Genomic DNA, 15,927 nt, shown 5'->3' on the forward strand with positions numbered 1-15,927 from the left:
AGATGTCAACTGTCCGTGTCCGGGCAGGGGTGATCGCGGCGGCGCGGGCATCGCCGGGCCGTCGGGGGTTGGAGGGGTTGGACGGGTCGGGTGGTCTGCTGGGTCCGGTGGGTCTGCTGGGTCGCGGGTGCGGGCGTCAGGCCTGGGCGAACCCGGTGATCCGTTGGGAGCGGCGTCCCGGCGTCGATCCCGGCCAGCCGGGCGGTGGTGGCGGGCTCGGCGGCGTGGGCGGGCCGTGCAGGGCGGCGGTGACGGCCCGGACCAGCCAGGCGTTCACCGAGACGCCCTCGGCTGCGGCGGCCTGTTCGACCCCGTCCTTGAGGGATTCCGCGAGCCGCAGGGTGATCCGGGTGACGTCACCGGTCGGTTCGGCGACCGGGGTGGTGACCGCCGGTGCCGGCTCGACCGGTTCCAGGTGGGTGACGACCAGTTCGGCCACCCGACCCCGCAGCCGGACCTCGACGGCGGCGGCCGGGAGCTGGCCGCTGATCTCGTCGGAGGCGTCGGTGAGCACTTCGAGCAGGCAGAGCCGGACCGACGGTTCGAGTGAGCCGGCGAGCAGGTCGGCGGCGCGCGCGGTGTCCGGGCCGGCCGGGGCGGCCACCGCGGTGAGGTCCCGCCGGAGTGATTCGACGTAGGGTGCCAGGTCCATGACGTCACTATGGCACCATCCTGACGTCATTACAAGAGGAAATGGTGGCGGTTCATCGGATGGATGACGTCACGATGCTGGCATCGTGCCGTCAGAGGCGTACGCCGGACATCCGGAACCGGTCCCGCCGGATCCCCGTACCTTCCCCCGTCAGCGGCGGTGTCGGGTCCGATAGGTTGTCGGTATGACGCAGCACCACGCGGACCGTGCCGGCGGGACGGGCACCCGCCCGTTCGGGCGGCTACTCACCGCCATGGTCAGTCCGTTCACCCCGGACGGCGCGCTGGATCTCGACGGAGCGGCCCGACTCGCCGCCTACCTCGTGGACGAGCAGGCCAATGACGCCCTGGTGATCAACGGCACCACGGGCGAGTCACCCACCACGACGGACGGCGAGAAGGAGCGACTCGTCCGGGCCGTGGTCGAGGCGGTCGGTGACCGGGCGCGGGTGGTCGCCGGGGTGGGCACCAACGACACCCGACACACCATCGAGCTGGCGACAGCGGCCGAGAAGGCCGGCGCCAGCGGCCTGCTCGTGGTCACGCCGTACTACAACCGGCCACCGCAGGCCGGCCTGCTGCGGCACTTCACGGCCGTGGCCGACGCCGCCGGGCTGCCCGTGATGCTGTACGACATCCCCGGCCGCACCGGCACCCCGATCACCACCGAGACGCTGGTCCGGCTGGCCGAACATCCCCGGATCGTCGCGGTCAAGGACGCCAAGGGCGACCTGACCGGGACCTCCTGGGTGACCAGCCGGACCGACCTGGCGTACTACTCAGGTGATGACGCGCTGACCCTGCCGCTGCTGTCGGTGGGCGCCGTCGGGGTGGTCGGCACCTCGACCCACCTCACCGGCGCGCTCACCAAGCAGCTGATCGAGGCGTACGAGCGGGGCGAGGTGGAGACCGCCCGGACGCTGCACCGGCGGCTCCTGCCGCTCTACACCGGCATCTTCCGGACCCAGGGCACGATCCTGGTCAAGGCCGCCATGGCCGCCACCGGACTGCCCGCCGGTCCGGTCCGGCCGCCGCTGGTGGACGCGACGGAAATCGAGCTGGCACAGCTGCGGCAGGACTGCGCGGACGCCGGTCTGGACCTGCCGGCATGACCGTGCCGAACCCATCCCTCGGAGCGATCGAATGACCGTGACACACAACGACCAGGAACTGCCCCCACCGCTGCCCGAGGGAGGCCTGCGGATCACCCCGCTCGGCGGCCTCGGTGCCATCGGCCGGAACATGACGGTCTTCGAGTACGACGGCAAGCTGCTCGTGGTGGACTGCGGAGTGCTGTTCCCCGACGTGGAGCAGCCGGGCGTCGACCTGATCCTGCCGGACTTCACCCCGATCCTCGATCGGCTGGCCGACGTGCAGGCCATCGTGCTGACCCACGGCCACGAGGACCACATCGGCGCCGTGCCCTACCTGCTGGCCCACAAGCCGGACATCCCGCTGGTCGGCTCGCAGTTCACCCTGTCGCTGGTCGAGGCGAAACTCGCCGAGCGGCGGATCGAGCCGTACACGCTGACCGTCCGGGAGGGCGGCCGGGAGCGGCTCGGCCCGTTCGAGTGCGAGTTCTTCGCGGTCAACCACTCCATCCCGGACGCGCTGGCGGTGGCGATCCGGACGCCGGCCGGGCTGGTGCTGCACACCGGTGACTTCAAGATGGACCAGTTGCCGCTGGACGGCCGGATCACCGACCTGGCCGGCTTCGCCCGACTCGGTGCCGAGGGCGTCGACCTGCTGCTGTCGGACTCCACGAACGCCGAGATCCCGGGCTTCGTGACGCCCGAGCGGGAGATCGGCCCGGTGCTTGACTCGATCTTCGCCAAGGCCACCGGCCGGATCATCGTGGCGTCGTTCGCCTCGCACGTGCACCGGGTGCAGCAGGTGCTCGACTCCGCCAACGAGCACGGCCGGAAGGTGGCGTTGATCGGCCGGTCGATGGTCCGCAACATGGGCATCGCCCGGGATCTCGGCCTGCTGCGGATCCCGCCCGGCCTGGTGGTCGGCCTCGACGAGGCCACCGCGTTGCCGCCCGAGCGGATCGTGCTGATGTCCACCGGCTCGCAGGGCGAGCCGATGAGCGCGCTCGGCCGGATGGCGAACGGCGACCACCGGCACATCACCATCGCCTCGGGCGACACGGTGGTGCTGGCCAGTTCGCTGGTGCCGGGCAACGAGACGGCGGTCTACCGGGTGATCAACCGGCTCTCCCGGGCCGGCGCCAACGTGATCCACAAGGACGTCGCGAAGGTGCACGTCTCCGGGCACGCGCCGGCGGGAGAACTGCTCTACCTGCTCAACGTGACCCGCCCGAGCAACCTGATGCCGGTCCACGGCGAGTGGCGCCACCTGCGGGCCCACGCCCGGCTGGGCGTGGACTCCGGGGTCGCGCCGGACCGGGTGGTGATCTGCGAGGACGGCGACGTCGTCGATCTCGTCGAGGGTCGCGCGGCCGTGGTCGGCCACGTGCGCAGCCGGTACGTCTACGTGGACGGCCTGGCGGTCGGCGACGTGGGGGAGTCGCTGCTCACCGAGCGGCGGATCCTCGGCGACGGCGGTTTCATCTCGGCCACCGTGGTCGTCGACTCGGTCACCGGCAAGGTGGTGGGCGGACCGACGATCTCGGCCAAGGGCTTCTCCGACGACCCGGACGCCTTCAACCCGGTCATCCCGTTGATCACCGAGGCGCTGGGCCGGGCGGCGGCCGACGGCATCGCCGATCCGCACCAGTTGCAGCAGATCGTCCGCCGTACCGTCGGGCGGTGGGTGAACGACGCGTACCGGCGCCGGCCGATGATCGTCCCCACCGTCGTCGAGGTCTGAGCCCGAGGTCCTGGTCCGAGTCCCGGCGTCGAGGTCCGAGACGCCGGGCCAGACCCGCCCGCAGGACGCTGCGGACCGCCTTCGTCGGGTCGCTCAGCCACCTGGGTACGGCTCCGCCCGGGTCGCTGTACGGCTCCGTCAGGGGCGGGTACGGACGGGACCGTCCAGCGGTTCAGTCCGCGTACCGTGATGCTCCTCACGCCGCCTCGGCCCGTCCGCCGAGCGGGCCACCGTCGTACTCCCGCCAGAGACCCCAGGGTGACCGGAGGGAGTCGACGATGGACCGCAGACGGGTGATCCTCGGCGGGGTGACCGCGGCCGGGCTGCTGGCCGTGGCGGGCCTGCTGACCGCGGCGGCCATGACGATCCCGGCGCTGGCCGACGACCGGCCGGCGCCCCGCGCCACCGTGCCGACGCAGGCGGCCACGGTACCGGCCGACGCCGACACCGGCATCCCGGACGGACCCGCCGTTCCCAGCACCCGGGTACGCCGGCAGTTCCCCCGGCGCTGACGGCGTCGCCACTCCCGCGCGGGGCGGGGGTCCGCGCCGTTTCGGAGTCCGCGCCGGGCGGGTCCGGTCAGCCCAGGTCCGGTCAGCCCAGGTCCGGTCAGCCCAGGTCCGGTCAGCCCAGGTAGGTGGCCAGCCCGTCGAGCAGCCGGGCCAGGCCGAACTCGAACAGCCGCTCCAGGTCGAAGTCGAAGTCGCTGTTCAGCGCCATCCGCAACAGCGGCGATCCGGCGTCGGCCAACTCCCGCAGCCGGGGCTGCTGGCCGTCCATCCATTCGTCCTCGGTGATGCCGGTCTCCCGTCGCGCCTCGGTCTCCGACTCCAGCCCCGCCGCCACCCCCCGGACGAAGCTGAACAGCGTCACGTGGACGTACAACTGCCCCTCCAGGTCCAGGCCGGCGGCGCCGAGCGTCTGGAGCACCCGCTCGGCCAGCACCATGGCGTTCGGCGCGAGCTGCGGGCGGGTCAGCGACATGGCCGAGGCCAGCCACGGATGCCGGCGGAACGCCGCCCACTCGGCCCGGACGATCCGCTCCAGCTCCGGCCGCCAGCCGCCGGCCGTCGGCGGTGGCAGCGGTTCGTCGCCGAGCGCGCGGTCGACCATGTGCAGGATCAGTTCCTCCTTCCCGTCCACGTACCGGTACAGCGACATGGTGGCGACGCCCAGCTCGGTCGCGACCCGGCGCATCGACAACTCGGCCAGGCCGTTGGCGTCCGCGACGGCCACCGCCACGGCCACGATCCGCTCCCGGCTCAGCTCCGGGCCGGGCTCGGGAACGGCGCCGGTCGCCCCTGCCGGCCGGGACGGCTCCGGTATCCCGGGCGACCCCGGTATCCCGGGCGACCCCGGGATACCGGGCGACCCCGGCGTGCCGGGCGGCCCCGCCGATCCAGGCGGTCCGGGCGGGCGTGAGGGCGTACCGGCGACCACGGTGCCGATCCCCGGTCGCGCCTCGGTCAGGCCCGCCTGCCGCAGCGCGGCGTGCGCCTTGGTGGCGGTGGCGATGGCGACCGACCACTCCCGGGCGATCCGCCGGGCGGACGGCACCGGATCGCCGGGCCGCAGGTCACCGGCGGCGATCCGCTGGTGGATCGCCGCGACGATGCGCCGGTACGGCGGTTCCGGCCGGCTCATCGACCCGGTCCCGCCGGGGTCGACCGGTGCCCTAGTACACCAGCGTGACGCAGTTCACTCAGAATGCCCTTCGGTTGGCCTTCACCGACCGTGCCGGTACCGCCCTCCGTACTAGTACGGAACCCTCGACCAGCCGGCCTCGACCAGCGGTGATTGCTGTCCCTGGCGGGATCTGCGTACGGTGTACTGATCACGACGTACAGCGTACACAAGCGGAGGAAACCATGGCCGTCAGAACCGTTCTCATCTCCGGCGGCGGGATCGCCGGGCCCGCGCTGGCGTACTGGCTGCGTCGGTACGGGTTCACCCCGACCATCGTGGAGACCGGCCCCGGACCACGGCCCGGCGGACAGGCCGTCGACATCCGCGGTGTCGCCCGCCGGGTGGTCGACCGGATGGGGATCATGCCCCGGGTGCGGGAGCTGGCGGTCGACGAGCGCGGATACGCCAACGTGGACGCCGCCGGCCGGGTGGTGGCCCGGATGCCGGCCGAGCTGTTCGGCGGCGAGGGCATCGTGGCGGAGATCGAGATCTCCCGGGGCGACCTCGCGGGGATCCTGTCCGACCTCACCCGCCCACACGTCGAGTACCGCTACGCGGACCGGATCAGCGAGCTGACCGAGGACGCCACCGGGGTCCGGGTGCGGTTCGCCAGCGGCGCCCAGCAGCGGTTCGACCTGGTGGTCGGTGCCGACGGGGTGTACTCGGGGGTGCGCCGGCTGGCCTTCGGGCCCGAGGAGCGGTACGTGCGACCGCTCGGCGCGTACACCGCCTACTTCACCGTGCCCGATCCGGGCGACCTGGACCACTGGTTCCTGATGTACAACGCCCCCGGCGGTCGGGTGGCCGGGCTGCGGCCCGAGCGCGGCGGCACCGCGAAGGCGATGCTCAGCTTCAGGTCGGCACCGCTCGGCCACGACCGGCGGAACCCGGACCAGCAGCGACGCATCCTGGCCGAGGCGTTCGCCGGAGTCGGCTGGCGGGTGCCTGGGCTGCTCGCGGCGATGTGGACGGCGCCGGACTTCTACTTCGACACGATCAGCCAGGTCCGGGTGCCGGTCTGGTCCCGGGGCCGGGTCGCGCTCGTCGGCGACGCGGGATACAGCGGCTCGCCGCTGACCGGGATGGGTACCAGCATGGCGCTGGTCGGCGCGTACGTGCTGGCCGGGGAGCTGGCGGCGGCCGGCGGCGCGTACCCGGTGGCGTTCGCCAGGTACCAGGAGGTGCTCCGGGACCATGCCAGCCAGGGCCAGGAACTGCCGCCCGGCGGGGTCCGCGCGTTCGCCCCGCGGACCAGGCTGATGATCTCGGCGCGGAACGCCAGCACCCGGATGATGCACCACTGGCCGATGCGGAACATCCTGGCCCGGCAGTTCGCCAAGGCCGACGCCATCACACTGCCGGACTACGAGGCTGTGACGGACCGGCCTGAGGCCGGCGGGGCTGGAACGGACCGGCCTGGGACCGGCGGGGCTGGGACGGCGGATCCGGTGCCGCCGCCGAGCAGCACCCATCGGCGGTCGGACACGGACCGCAGAACCGCGGATTCCGCCGACCGCGCGGCTACCCTGTGACTCTATGGCCGGTCGCACCTCATCCACGAGTCGCCGACGCGGCGCGTCGTCGGCTCGTTCCGGGGGCACGCGCGGCGCGGCCACCCGGTCGCGCCAGCCCGCCCGGGGCCGCCCGGCCGCGCGCCGACCCAGCCGTACCGCCCGGACCTCGCCGGCCGTCCACGTCGGACGGGCCATCGGTGCCGTGTGGATGGGCGTGGCCCACGGCGTCGGCTGGGCCGTCCGGACCGCCGGCCGGCAGGCGGCCACGGCCCGCGACCTCGACCCGGAACACCGCCGGGACGGCGGCGGGTTGCTGCTGCTCGGTTTCGCCATCCTGACCGCGGTGGCCGTGTGGTTCTCCGGTGCCGGCCCGCTGGGCGCGCGGCTGGCCGACACCATCCGGCTGTTCCTCGGCGCCGTGTCGGTCGTGCTGCCGGTGCTGCTGGGGGTCGGGGCGTACCGGTTGATGCGCCACCCGGTCCCGCCGGAGGACGAGCACCGCGGACGCGGCCTGGTCGGCTGGACGGCGTTGATCGTCGCCACCGACGCGCTGCTGCACATCGCCCAGCACCCCATCGACAACGCTCAGCGCGACTACGCGGGTGGGCTGATCGGTGCCGGCGTCGGTGACCTGCTGGAGCGCGGCTTCACCGCCTGGGTCGCGGTACCGCTGCTGGTGCTGCTCCTGCTCTTCGGTCTGCTGGTGGTCACGGCCACCCCGATCAACAAGATCCCGGAAAGGCTGGGTCTGCTGGCCGGCGCGGTCACCGGTACCGGCGCGGCCGAACCGGAGACCGGGTCGGCCGCGGAGACCGCCGCCCCGGCGCGCAAGCGTCGGCCGGCCCGCCGGGTCGTCGAACCGACCGACCCGGACGAGCCGCCCGAGGACCTGGCCGACGTCGACCCGGGCATGTTGCAGGAAACCATCGAGCTGCCCCGTCGCCCCCGGGTGCCGGCCAGCCGTCGGGTACCGGAACCGCCCGACCACTCCCCGCCGCCGACCCGGGCCGAGCAGCTCGACCTCACCGCGATCTCCGGCGACTACCAGCTGCCGCCGCCGAACATGCTGGGCAAGGGCAGCGCGCCGAAGACCCGCAGCCGGGCGAACGACGAGGTCATCGCGGCGCTGACCGGGGTGTTCGACCAGTTCAACATCGACGCCGCCGTCACCGGGTTCACCCGGGGCCCGACGGTCACCCGGTACGAGGTGGAACTCGGGCACGGCGTCAAGGTCGAGCGGATCACCCAGCTCTCCCGCAACATCGCGTACGCGGTGAAGTCCGCGGACGTGCGGATCCTGAGCCCGATCCCGGGCAAGAGCGCGGTCGGGGTGGAGATCCCGAACACCGACCGGGAGGACGTGGCCCTCGGCGACGTGCTGCGCTCCCGCGCGGCCACCAGCGACCATCACCCGATGCTGGTGGCGCTGGGCAAGGACATCGAGGGCGGCTACGTGGTGGCCAACCTCGCGAAGATGCCGCACATCCTCATCGCGGGCGCCACCGGCGCGGGCAAGTCTTCCTGCCTGAACTCCCTGCTGGTGTCCCTGCTGAGCCGGGCGACCCCGGACGAGGTGCGGCTGTTGCTGATCGACCCGAAGCGGGTCGAGATGACCGGGTACGAGGGGATCCCGCACCTGGTCACGCCCATCGTGACCAACCCGAAGAAGGCGGCCGAGTCGCTGGAGTGGGTCGTCCGCGAGATGGACATGCGGTACGACGACCTGGCCGCCAACGGGGTCCGACACATCGACGAGTACAACCGGCGGGTCCGGGCCGGCGAGATCAAGGCGCCGCCCGGCAGCGAACGGGAGATCCGCCCGTACCCGTACCTGCTGGTCATCGTGGACGAGCTGGCCGACCTGATGATGGTCGCCCCGCGCGACGTGGAGGACTCGGTCGTCCGGATCACCCAGCTCGCCCGCGCGGCCGGCATCCACCTGGTGCTGGCCACCCAGCGGCCCTCGGTGGACGTGGTCACCGGCCTGATCAAGGCCAACGTGCCGTCCCGGCTGGCGTTCGCGACCTCGTCCCTGGCCGACTCCCGGGTCATCCTCGACCAGCCCGGCGCCGAGAAGCTGATCGGCCGGGGCGACGGCCTGTTCCTGCCGATGGGCGCCTCCAAGCCGACCCGCATCCAGGGCGCCTGGGTCTCCGAGAAGGAGATCGAGGCGATCGTCAAGTTCTGCCGGAACCAGCGCGAGCCGGAGTTCCGGCCGGACGTGCTGACGGTGGCCCAGGAGAGCAGGAAGAAGATCGACGAGGACATCGGCGACGACCTGGAGCTGCTGGTCCAGGCCATCGAGCTGGTGGTCACCTCACAGTTCGGTTCGACCTCGATGCTCCAGCGCAAACTGCGGGTGGGTTTCGCCAAGGCGGGTCGGCTGATGGACCTGATGGAGACCCGGGGCATCGTCGGGCCGTCGGAGGGCTCCAAGGCCCGGGACGTGCTGGTCAAACCGGACGAGCTGGCGGAGGCCCTGGCCGGGGTCCGCGGCGTCGACGCCTGATCTCCACCGCCGGACCCCGATGTGCTGACCCCGAAGCGACGAGCCTTCCGATCAGTGGAAGATCTTGAGGCCGACCACGCCGGCTACCACGAGCAGCAGGCAGAGTAGCCGGGGCAGGCTCGTCGACTCGCCGAGCGCCAGCATGCCGACCGTGGCGGTGCCCACCGCCCCGATGCCGACCCAGACGGCGTAGCCGGTGCCGACCGGGATCTCCCGCAGCGCGTACCCGAGCCCGAGCATGCTGCCGATCACGGTCACCAGGAAGATCACCGAGGGCACCGGCCGGGTGAACCCCTGACTACGGTCCAGGGAAACCGCCCAGGCCGTCTCCAGGAGCCCGGACAGCACCAGAACGATCCATGCCATTACGGGACCACCTCCAAGTCGATTGTCGCTGTAGACGATCAACGGCGCCGGTGCGTTGGGCGGGTCCGGCGTGGTCGGCGTGGTCGGCGGGGCCGACGACCGGCCCGGTAGGCTCGGATGGTGTCCGCCACCTCCCCCTCCGCGCGCAGCGCCAGCCCCGCATCCGGCACCGACGGCCGTCGGGTCGCCCTGCTCACCCTGGGCTGCGCCCGGAACGAGGTCGACTCGGAGGAACTGGCCGCCCGGCTGGACGCCGACGGCTGGGAGGTGACCACCGACGGCGAGCGCGCCGACGTGGTGCTGGTCAACACCTGCGGCTTCGTGGAGAAGGCCAAGCAGGAGTCGATCCAGACCCTGCTCGCGGCCGCCGGCTCCGGCGCCAAGGTGGTGGCCGCCGGCTGCATGGCGGAGCGGTACGGGCGGGAGCTGGCCGACAGCATGCCCGAGGCCCAGGCGGTGCTGGGCTTCGATGACTACCCGGACATCTCGGCCCGGCTGGGCTCGGTGCTCGCCGGTGAGCGGGTGGACTCGCACGTTCCCCGGGACCGTCGTGAGCTGCTGCCGCTGACCCCGGTCTCCCGGCGCGGCACCGGCGTCGTCGTTCCGGGTCACGGCGCCGGATCAACCACGCCGGCTCCCGCCGGTGGGCCGGCCGCGTCGTACGCCGACGAGCACACTCCCGCGCATCTGCGTCCGGTGCTGCGCCGCCGGCTCGGCACCGGACCGGTCGCCTCACTCAAACTGGCCAGCGGCTGCGACCGGCGGTGCGCCTTCTGCGCGATCCCCGCCTTCCGCGGTGCCTTCGTCTCACGTACCCCGGACGAGTTGCTCGCCGAGGCCGAGTGGCTGGCCGGTACCGGTGTCCGGGAGTTGGTGCTGGTCAGCGAGAACTCCACCTCGTACGGCAAGGACCTGGGTGATCCTCGGGCGCTGGAGAAGCTGCTGCCGCAGCTCGCCGCCACCCCCGGGATCGTCCGGGTGCGGGTGAGCTACCTACAGCCGGCGGAGACCCGGCCGGGTCTGGTGGAGGCCATCGCCGGCACCCCCGGGGTGGCGCCGTACTTCGATCTGTCGTTCCAGCACTCCAGCGAGCCGGTGCTGCGCCGGATGCGCCGGTTCGGCTCCACCGAGCGCTTCCTGGACCTGCTCGGCTCGGCCCGCGCGCTGGCACCGGACGCCGGGGCGCGGAGCAACTTCATCGTGGGTTTCCCGGGGGAGACCCGGGGTGACGTCGACGAGCTGGTCCGGTTCCTCACCGAGGCCCGGCTGGATGCCATCGGCGTGTTCGACTACAGCGACGAGGACGGCACCGAGGCCGCCGGGTTGGCCGGCAAGGTCTCGGCCGCGACGGTCCGGCGGCGGTACGACCGGCTGACGCGGCTGGCCGACGAACTGTGCTCGCAGCGGGCCGAGGAACGGCTGGGCTCCACCGTGGAGGTGCTGGTGGACTCGGTGGCCGACGGGATCGTGGAGGGCCGGGCCGCCCATCAGGCGCCGGAGGTCGACGGCTCGACCACCCTGGTGGCGCCGGACGGTGCCGCCGACCTGGCCGCGCTGCGTCCCGGTGACCTGGTCAGAGCCAGGGTCACCGGTACGGAGGGGGTGGACCTGGTGGCCGAGCCGATCAGCATGATCTCGGCGGCCGGGTGACGGGCCGGAGCGGGGGGAACGGAATGACCGAGGGGAGCGGGCGGACGGACTGGGTCGCCGCCGATCCGGCCGGTCCCGCGCGGGCCCCGGACCCCGTACCGGCCGACGCCGAGCCGCGGGTCGTGCCGCCCGTACCGGTGGTGAACGCCGCCAACGCCCTGACCGCGCTGCGGATCGTGCTGGTGCCGGTCTTCGTCGTCCTGGTGGCCTGCTCCGCGCTGGTCCAGCCGGGATGGCGGGTCGCGGCCACCCTGACCTTCGTGGTCGCCTCCACGACCGATCTGGTGGACGGTTGGATCGCCCGCCGGTTCGGGCTGGTCACCTCGTTCGGCAAGGTGGCGGACCCGATCGCGGACAAGGCGCTGACCGGCGCCGCGCTGCTGCTGCTCTCCTGGTACGACCGGCTGCCCTGGTGGGTGACGATCGTGGTGCTGGTCCGGGAACTGGGCGTGACCCTCATCCGGTTCTGGGTGATCCGCTACGGAGTCATCGCGGCGAGCCGGGGCGGCAAGGCGAAGACCGCCCTGCAGATCCTGGCCATCGTCTGGTACCTCTGGCCGGTACCGGCCGTCGTCTCCGGCGTCGGTGGCTGGATCATGGCAGCGGCCGTTATTGTGACGGTTGTAACTGGTTTGGACTATCTGGTGCGGGCTGCCCGATTGCGCAGGGCGGCCTGAGCCGGTGAGCGCGGCGGAGGAGAACTGGATGACCACCGGCACAGACCCGGGTTCCGGCAGCGCGGCGGCGGCGGCCGTGCATCTGCTCGTCGAGCGCGGACAGACGCTGGCCACCGCCGAGTCGCTGACCGGCGGACTGCTGGCCGCGACGATCGTGGAGATCGCCGGGGTGAGCGCCGTCTACCGGGGCGGCCTCGTGGTCTACGCCACAGACCTCAAGGAGCGGCTGGCGGACGTACCGCCGGACCTGCTCGCCGCGCGCGGACCGATCGATCCCGATGTGGCCGTGGCCCTCGCCGAGGGATGCCGGGGGCGGTGTGACGCCGACTGGGGTGTCGCGACGACCGGGGTGGCCGGCCCGGAACCCCAGGACGGCCACCCGGTGGGTGAGGTGTACGTCGCCGTCGCCGGCCCGGCGGGGTCAGCCGTACGCCGGTTGGAGCTGTCCGGCGGCCGGGCGGCCATCCGCAACGCCGCGGTCGCCGAGGCCCTGCACCTGCTCACCGACGAGTTGCACGCCGTGGCGGGCGAGCCGTCGATCCGCTGACCCACCCGGCCCGGCCGTGTTGAGGCTGGTGGAACGGCCGGGCCGTCCCCGGCGTGCCGCTCGCATCGGCTCACCACGGTGGGCGGCGATCCGGCGTGGCGGGCGGGGTGGGATGTCGTCCGGGCCCGCAGCGGGTACGGTTGCGGGCAAGCTCCCGGCTCCGCCGCGGGGCTCGGGTCCACCGCCCGGACCGCCGTGTGGTGGAACCAGGAAGTGTCCCGCGTGATGGGGAGGTGCGATGGTCCTGCTGCGCCGAGTCATCGGTGACGCACTACGTGCGCGCCGGCAGGGTCAGCACCGGACCCTGCGCGAGGTGTCCACCGCGGCCAACGTCAGTCTGGGCTATCTCTCGGAGATCGAACGCGGGCAGAAGGAGGCGTCCAGCGAACTGCTGGCCGCGATCTGCGACGCGCTCGGTGCCCGGCTCTCCGAGGTGCTGGGTGAGGTCAGCGACACCCTGGCCCTCGCCGAGCAGGTGCCGGGGGTCCTGCTGCCGGTCCGCGAACGTCCCGCCGAGGTGCCGGTGTCGGTTCCGGACCAGCCCGCCGCCGCTGCCAGCGCGGCCCGCCCGGCCCGGACCGAGGTCGCGGCCCGCGCCGCCGCCGAGACACCGGTTCGGACGGTCAGCTCGGACGGCCGGTTGCCGCTCTCGGTGAGCCCGGAGTTCCCGCTCAAGGCCACCCTGCGCGCTCCGCGTCGGGTGCCTGGTCCGGAACGCGACCGGGACGTGGTCTGCGCGGCGTGACCGGGCAGGTCCAGCGCCCGGTCTGGGGCGTACCGGCCTGGCTGGGCGTCGTGCCGACGGCGTAGGGTTGATCTCCCGATACCGGAGTCGCGTCAACTTCGCCCGCCGGTCCCCTGCCATCAGTGGCGCGCGACTGGGACGATGGAGGCGGTCCGCGCGGTTCCTGGCTGTCCGGTCGGGGCTCGACCGGCGCGGTCGAGGCGAGCGACGATGCGTGAGGGGATACCGGGGAGATGGCGAACCCGTTCGTCAAGGGCTGGCGCTACCTGATGGCGCTGTTCGGTGCCAAGATCGATGAGTACGCCGACCCGAAGGTGCAGATCCAGCAGGCCATCGAGGACGCCCAGCGGCAGCACCAGGCCCTGGTCCAGCAGGCCGCCGCGGTGATCGGCAACCAGCGTCAGCTGGAGATGCGGCTGTCCCGGAACATCGCCGAGGTGGAGCGACTTCAGGCCATGGCCCGGCAGGCGTTGGTGCTGGCCGACAAGGCCCGCGCCGGCGGCGACGAGTCCGAGGCGCAGAAGTACGAGCAGTCGGCCCAGACCCTGGCCACCCAGCTCGTCTCGGCCGAACAGCAGGCAGAGGACCTCAAGACCCTGCACGACCAGGCGCTGAACGCGGCCGGCCAGGCCCGCAAGGCGGTCGAGAACAACTCGATGATCCTCCAGCAGAAGCTGGCCGAGCGGACGAAGCTGCTGAGCCAGCTCGAGCAGGCCAAGATGCAGGAGTCGGTGGCCCGTTCGCTGGAGTCGATGTCGTCGCTCGCCGCGCCCGGCAACACCCCGTCGCTGGACGAGGTCCGGGAGAAGATCGAGGGTCGGTACGCGACCGCGATGGGCCGCGCGGAGCTGGCCAGCAACTCGGTCGAGGGCCGCATGCTGGAGATCCAGAAGTCGAGCCTCGACCTGGCCGGGGAGTCCCGGCTGGAGCAGATCCGGGCCGGCATGACCGGCGAGCGGCTGACCGGCGGCACCGACAAGCCGGCGCTCGGCCAGACCGAGTCGGGCGCCGATCGCGCCTCGGTCGCCCGGCTCGACGAGATCCGGGCCAGCATGGCCCGGGACAAGGCCGCTGGCGGCGACGCCAGCACCGCGAGCTGAGCCCACCGGGACGCCAGGTGGCAGACCAGCGGGCCCGTTACCTGCGTCAGCTGCGCAGGCTGCGTCGGGGTGCCCGCCGCTGGAGCGCGCTGGCCGGCACCCTCGGCGGCGCGACGGCGGTGCTCACCCCGTACCACGGCGTGGGGTTGCCGGACGCGGTCTGGGCGGCGGCCGCGGGTGGCTCCACGGTGCTCGCGTTGTGGCGCTGGGCCGACCTGCGCGCCCTGGCCCGCCAGCCGCTGCCCCCGGCCGAGTCCCCGGCCCAGACCCAGGCCCGGCTGATCGCGAGCGTCGAGCGGCTGCCGTCCGGCCGGGCCGCGCTGGACGAGGTACGCCGGCAGCGGGCCCGGCTGGCTCTGCGCGGCTCGGCGGCGGCCCGCCCGTGGCACCGGCTGGATCGCGCCGCGCAGGCGCTGGCGGGGCTCGCCGGCCGACTCACCGGCGCCGGTGACGAGGCCCTGGCGGAGGCGGCGACAGCCGAGCGGTCGCTGCGCGACCTGGGCCGCCGGGTGGCCGAGATCGAACGGGCCGTGAAGATCGCCCCGGAGGAGTCCCGGGCATCGCTGACGACGGCACACGCGCGGCTGCTCGGGCAGTTCGACAGCGGTGTGACGGCGTACGAGCGGCTGGTGGCCGCCGCGGCCGGGTACGTGGCCGAGGAGGCCAGCCCGGTCGGTGACCACCCCTCGGTCTCCCGGCTGACCGAGGCCAGCGACTTCCTGCACGGCGTCGCGGCCGGGTTGGCCGAGTTCCGGGATTCCGCCGAGCAGCGACCCCGAGCCGCGCACTGACCCGGCCCTACCCCGGCTTGATCAACACAAGTTCGGCGGTGTCGGGGCATCAGATCCACTTGGACCCCCCAACCTCGCCGAAGTTGTGTTGGCCTTGCCCGGCGTGGGGCGGCCGGTCAGAGCGCCAGCCGTAGCCCGGGGACGGCGAGGATCACCGGGCAGTCCGCCTCGGTCGCGGCCTCGGCCAGCAGCGCACGGTGATCCTGCCAGGCTCTCAGGTGGGTGAGGACCAGCAGCTCCGAGCCGGATCGGGCGGCCAGCCGGCCGGCGTCGCCGGCGGTCAGATGATCCCGGATCGGGCCGTCCACGTCCGAGCCGGACGCCTCGGCGAGCAACACCCGGCAGCCGGCCGCCAGCTCGTCGATCGCATCGCACGGACCGGTGTCGGCGGTGTAGCAGAGCGCGTCGCCGAGCCGCACGGCCCAGCACTCGCCATGGTCCACCCGGGACAGCCGGGCCGCGATCGGGCCGAGGGTCAGCGGCCCGGACACCGCAGCCGAGGTGTCGAAGGCGTCCGGATTGGTCCGCAACACCTCGTTCAGGTCGGACGGGCCGATGATCCGCAACGGTGGCGCCGCCGACTCGACCCGCAGCCGCCAGAGTTGCGTGGCGTCCGCCGTGTGGTCCGAATGGTTGTGGGAGAGCAGCACCAGGTCGATGTCGCCCGGGTCGACGTACCGCTGGAGCGGACCGGAGGCGCCCGCCCCGAGATCGAGCAGCAGGTGGTAGCCCTCATGTTCGACCAGGTAGCACGAGCAGGCCGAGTCCGGGGCGGGGGCGGAACCGGCGCAGCCGATCACGGTGAGGCGCATCGTCGGACGGTAACCCGACGGCCCGGCCGGCACGGGTCCGGCGGTCC

The 15,927-nt window shown here is 73.1% G+C and carries 15 protein-coding genes; 11 read left to right on the top strand and 4 right to left on the bottom strand.

The window, feature by feature from the left end; genetic code table 11:
- Positions 1-136 precede the first annotated feature (136 nt).
- Positions 137-652, bottom strand: coding sequence for a hypothetical protein (locus tag ACXN5W_RS05305; RefSeq protein ID WP_473157007.1), 516 nt, complete (start codon positions 650-652; stop codon positions 137-139).
- Positions 653-836: 184 nt separating this feature from the next.
- Between ACXN5W_RS05305 and dapA the strand changes: the two genes are divergently transcribed.
- From dapA to ACXN5W_RS05320, 3 genes are all read left to right on the top strand, one after another.
- Complete coding sequence (gene dapA / locus ACXN5W_RS05310; protein ID WP_473157008.1) at positions 837-1,763, top strand: 4-hydroxy-tetrahydrodipicolinate synthase; 927 nt, start codon at positions 837-839, stop codon at positions 1,761-1,763.
- 31 nt (positions 1,764-1,794) lie between these two features.
- Positions 1,795-3,483, top strand: coding sequence for a ribonuclease J (locus ACXN5W_RS05315; protein ID WP_473157009.1), 1,689 nt, complete (start codon positions 1,795-1,797; stop codon positions 3,481-3,483).
- A gap of 278 nt (positions 3,484-3,761) precedes the next feature.
- Entirely contained in the window at positions 3,762-3,995 is a 234-nt protein-coding gene (locus tag ACXN5W_RS05320) for a hypothetical protein (protein ID WP_473157010.1), read from the top strand.
- A 112-nt stretch (positions 3,996-4,107) separates the two neighbouring features.
- Here the strand turns inward: ACXN5W_RS05320 and ACXN5W_RS05325 are convergent, their stop codons facing one another.
- On the bottom strand, positions 4,108-5,127 hold the full coding sequence (locus ACXN5W_RS05325) for a TetR/AcrR family transcriptional regulator C-terminal domain-containing protein (protein WP_473157011.1): 1,020 nt from the start codon (positions 5,125-5,127) through the stop codon (positions 4,108-4,110).
- A gap of 224 nt (positions 5,128-5,351) precedes the next feature.
- On the opposite strand from ACXN5W_RS05325, the gene ACXN5W_RS05330 reads away from it, so the two are divergent.
- A complete protein-coding gene (locus ACXN5W_RS05330; RefSeq protein WP_473157012.1) occupies positions 5,352-6,701 on the top strand; it encodes an FAD-dependent monooxygenase in 1,350 nt (449 codons plus the stop codon).
- Positions 6,702-6,705: 4 nt separating this feature from the next.
- Positions 6,706-9,192, top strand: a complete 2,487-nt coding sequence (locus ACXN5W_RS05335; protein ID WP_473157013.1) for an FtsK/SpoIIIE family DNA translocase — start codon at positions 6,706-6,708, stop codon at positions 9,190-9,192.
- Positions 9,193-9,243: 51 nt separating this feature from the next.
- Here ACXN5W_RS05335 and ACXN5W_RS05340 read toward each other — a convergent pair whose 3' ends face one another.
- Complete coding sequence (locus ACXN5W_RS05340) at positions 9,244-9,558, bottom strand: DMT family transporter (protein WP_473157014.1); 315 nt, start codon at positions 9,556-9,558, stop codon at positions 9,244-9,246.
- Positions 9,559-9,675: 117 nt separating this feature from the next.
- On the opposite strand from ACXN5W_RS05340, the gene rimO reads away from it, so the two are divergent.
- The 6 genes from rimO (at position 9,676) to pspM (ending at position 15,068) form a co-directional block, all read left to right on the top strand.
- Positions 9,676-11,208, top strand: a complete 1,533-nt coding sequence (gene rimO / locus ACXN5W_RS05345) for a 30S ribosomal protein S12 methylthiotransferase RimO (RefSeq protein ID WP_473157015.1) — start codon at positions 9,676-9,678, stop codon at positions 11,206-11,208.
- A 23-nt stretch (positions 11,209-11,231) separates the two neighbouring features.
- On the top strand, positions 11,232-11,885 hold the full coding sequence (gene pgsA, locus ACXN5W_RS05350; protein ID WP_473157016.1) for a CDP-diacylglycerol--glycerol-3-phosphate 3-phosphatidyltransferase: 654 nt from the start codon (positions 11,232-11,234) through the stop codon (positions 11,883-11,885).
- Positions 11,886-11,913: 28 nt separating this feature from the next.
- Positions 11,914-12,432: a CinA family protein gene (locus ACXN5W_RS05355; RefSeq protein ID WP_473157017.1), complete on the top strand. Its 519-nt coding sequence runs from the start codon at positions 11,914-11,916 to the stop codon at positions 12,430-12,432.
- A 238-nt stretch (positions 12,433-12,670) separates the two neighbouring features.
- Positions 12,671-13,177: a helix-turn-helix domain-containing protein gene (locus tag ACXN5W_RS05360; RefSeq protein ID WP_473157018.1), complete on the top strand. Its 507-nt coding sequence runs from the start codon at positions 12,671-12,673 to the stop codon at positions 13,175-13,177.
- Between the two features lie 233 nt (positions 13,178-13,410).
- Entirely contained in the window at positions 13,411-14,277 is an 867-nt protein-coding gene (locus ACXN5W_RS05365; RefSeq protein ID WP_473157019.1) for a PspA/IM30 family protein, read from the top strand.
- Positions 14,278-14,294: 17 nt separating this feature from the next.
- The gene (pspM, locus tag ACXN5W_RS05370) at positions 14,295-15,068 is read left to right on the top strand and encodes a phage shock envelope stress response protein PspM (RefSeq protein ID WP_473157020.1); all 774 of its coding nucleotides are present in this window, start codon (positions 14,295-14,297) and stop codon (positions 15,066-15,068) included.
- Between the two features lie 116 nt (positions 15,069-15,184).
- Here pspM and ACXN5W_RS05375 read toward each other — a convergent pair whose 3' ends face one another.
- Positions 15,185-15,880 carry an MBL fold metallo-hydrolase gene (locus ACXN5W_RS05375; protein WP_473157021.1) on the bottom strand — a complete coding sequence of 232 codons (696 nt, stop codon included), beginning with the start codon at positions 15,878-15,880 and terminating at the stop codon, positions 15,185-15,187.
- Between the last annotated feature and the right edge of the window lie 47 nt (positions 15,881-15,927).

The organism is Plantactinospora sp. A48, from assembly GCF_055793945.1.

Bases quoted from the DNA above. Each gene is read 5' to 3' on its own strand.
- ACXN5W_RS05305 (WP_473157007.1), bottom strand. From the start codon at position 652: ATGGACCTGGCACCCTACGTCGAATCACTCCGGCGGGACCTCACCGCG.
- dapA (WP_473157008.1), top strand. From the start codon at position 837: ATGACGCAGCACCACGCGGACCGTGCCGGCGGGACGGGCACCCGCCCG.
- ACXN5W_RS05315 (WP_473157009.1), top strand. From the start codon at position 1,795: ATGACCGTGACACACAACGACCAGGAACTGCCCCCACCGCTGCCCGAG.
- ACXN5W_RS05320 (WP_473157010.1), top strand. From the start codon at position 3,762: ATGGACCGCAGACGGGTGATCCTCGGCGGGGTGACCGCGGCCGGGCTG.
- ACXN5W_RS05325 (WP_473157011.1), bottom strand. From the start codon at position 5,127: ATGAGCCGGCCGGAACCGCCGTACCGGCGCATCGTCGCGGCGATCCAC.
- ACXN5W_RS05330 (WP_473157012.1), top strand. From the start codon at position 5,352: ATGGCCGTCAGAACCGTTCTCATCTCCGGCGGCGGGATCGCCGGGCCC.
- ACXN5W_RS05335 (WP_473157013.1), top strand. From the start codon at position 6,706: ATGGCCGGTCGCACCTCATCCACGAGTCGCCGACGCGGCGCGTCGTCG.
- ACXN5W_RS05340 (WP_473157014.1), bottom strand. From the start codon at position 9,558: ATGGCATGGATCGTTCTGGTGCTGTCCGGGCTCCTGGAGACGGCCTGG.
- rimO (WP_473157015.1), top strand. From the start codon at position 9,676: ATGGTGTCCGCCACCTCCCCCTCCGCGCGCAGCGCCAGCCCCGCATCC.
- pgsA (WP_473157016.1), top strand. From the start codon at position 11,232: ATGACCGAGGGGAGCGGGCGGACGGACTGGGTCGCCGCCGATCCGGCC.
- ACXN5W_RS05355 (WP_473157017.1), top strand. From the start codon at position 11,914: ATGACCACCGGCACAGACCCGGGTTCCGGCAGCGCGGCGGCGGCGGCC.
- ACXN5W_RS05360 (WP_473157018.1), top strand. From the start codon at position 12,671: ATGGTCCTGCTGCGCCGAGTCATCGGTGACGCACTACGTGCGCGCCGG.
- ACXN5W_RS05365 (WP_473157019.1), top strand. From the start codon at position 13,411: ATGGCGAACCCGTTCGTCAAGGGCTGGCGCTACCTGATGGCGCTGTTC.
- ACXN5W_RS05375 (WP_473157021.1), bottom strand. From the start codon at position 15,880: ATGCGCCTCACCGTGATCGGCTGCGCCGGTTCCGCCCCCGCCCCGGAC.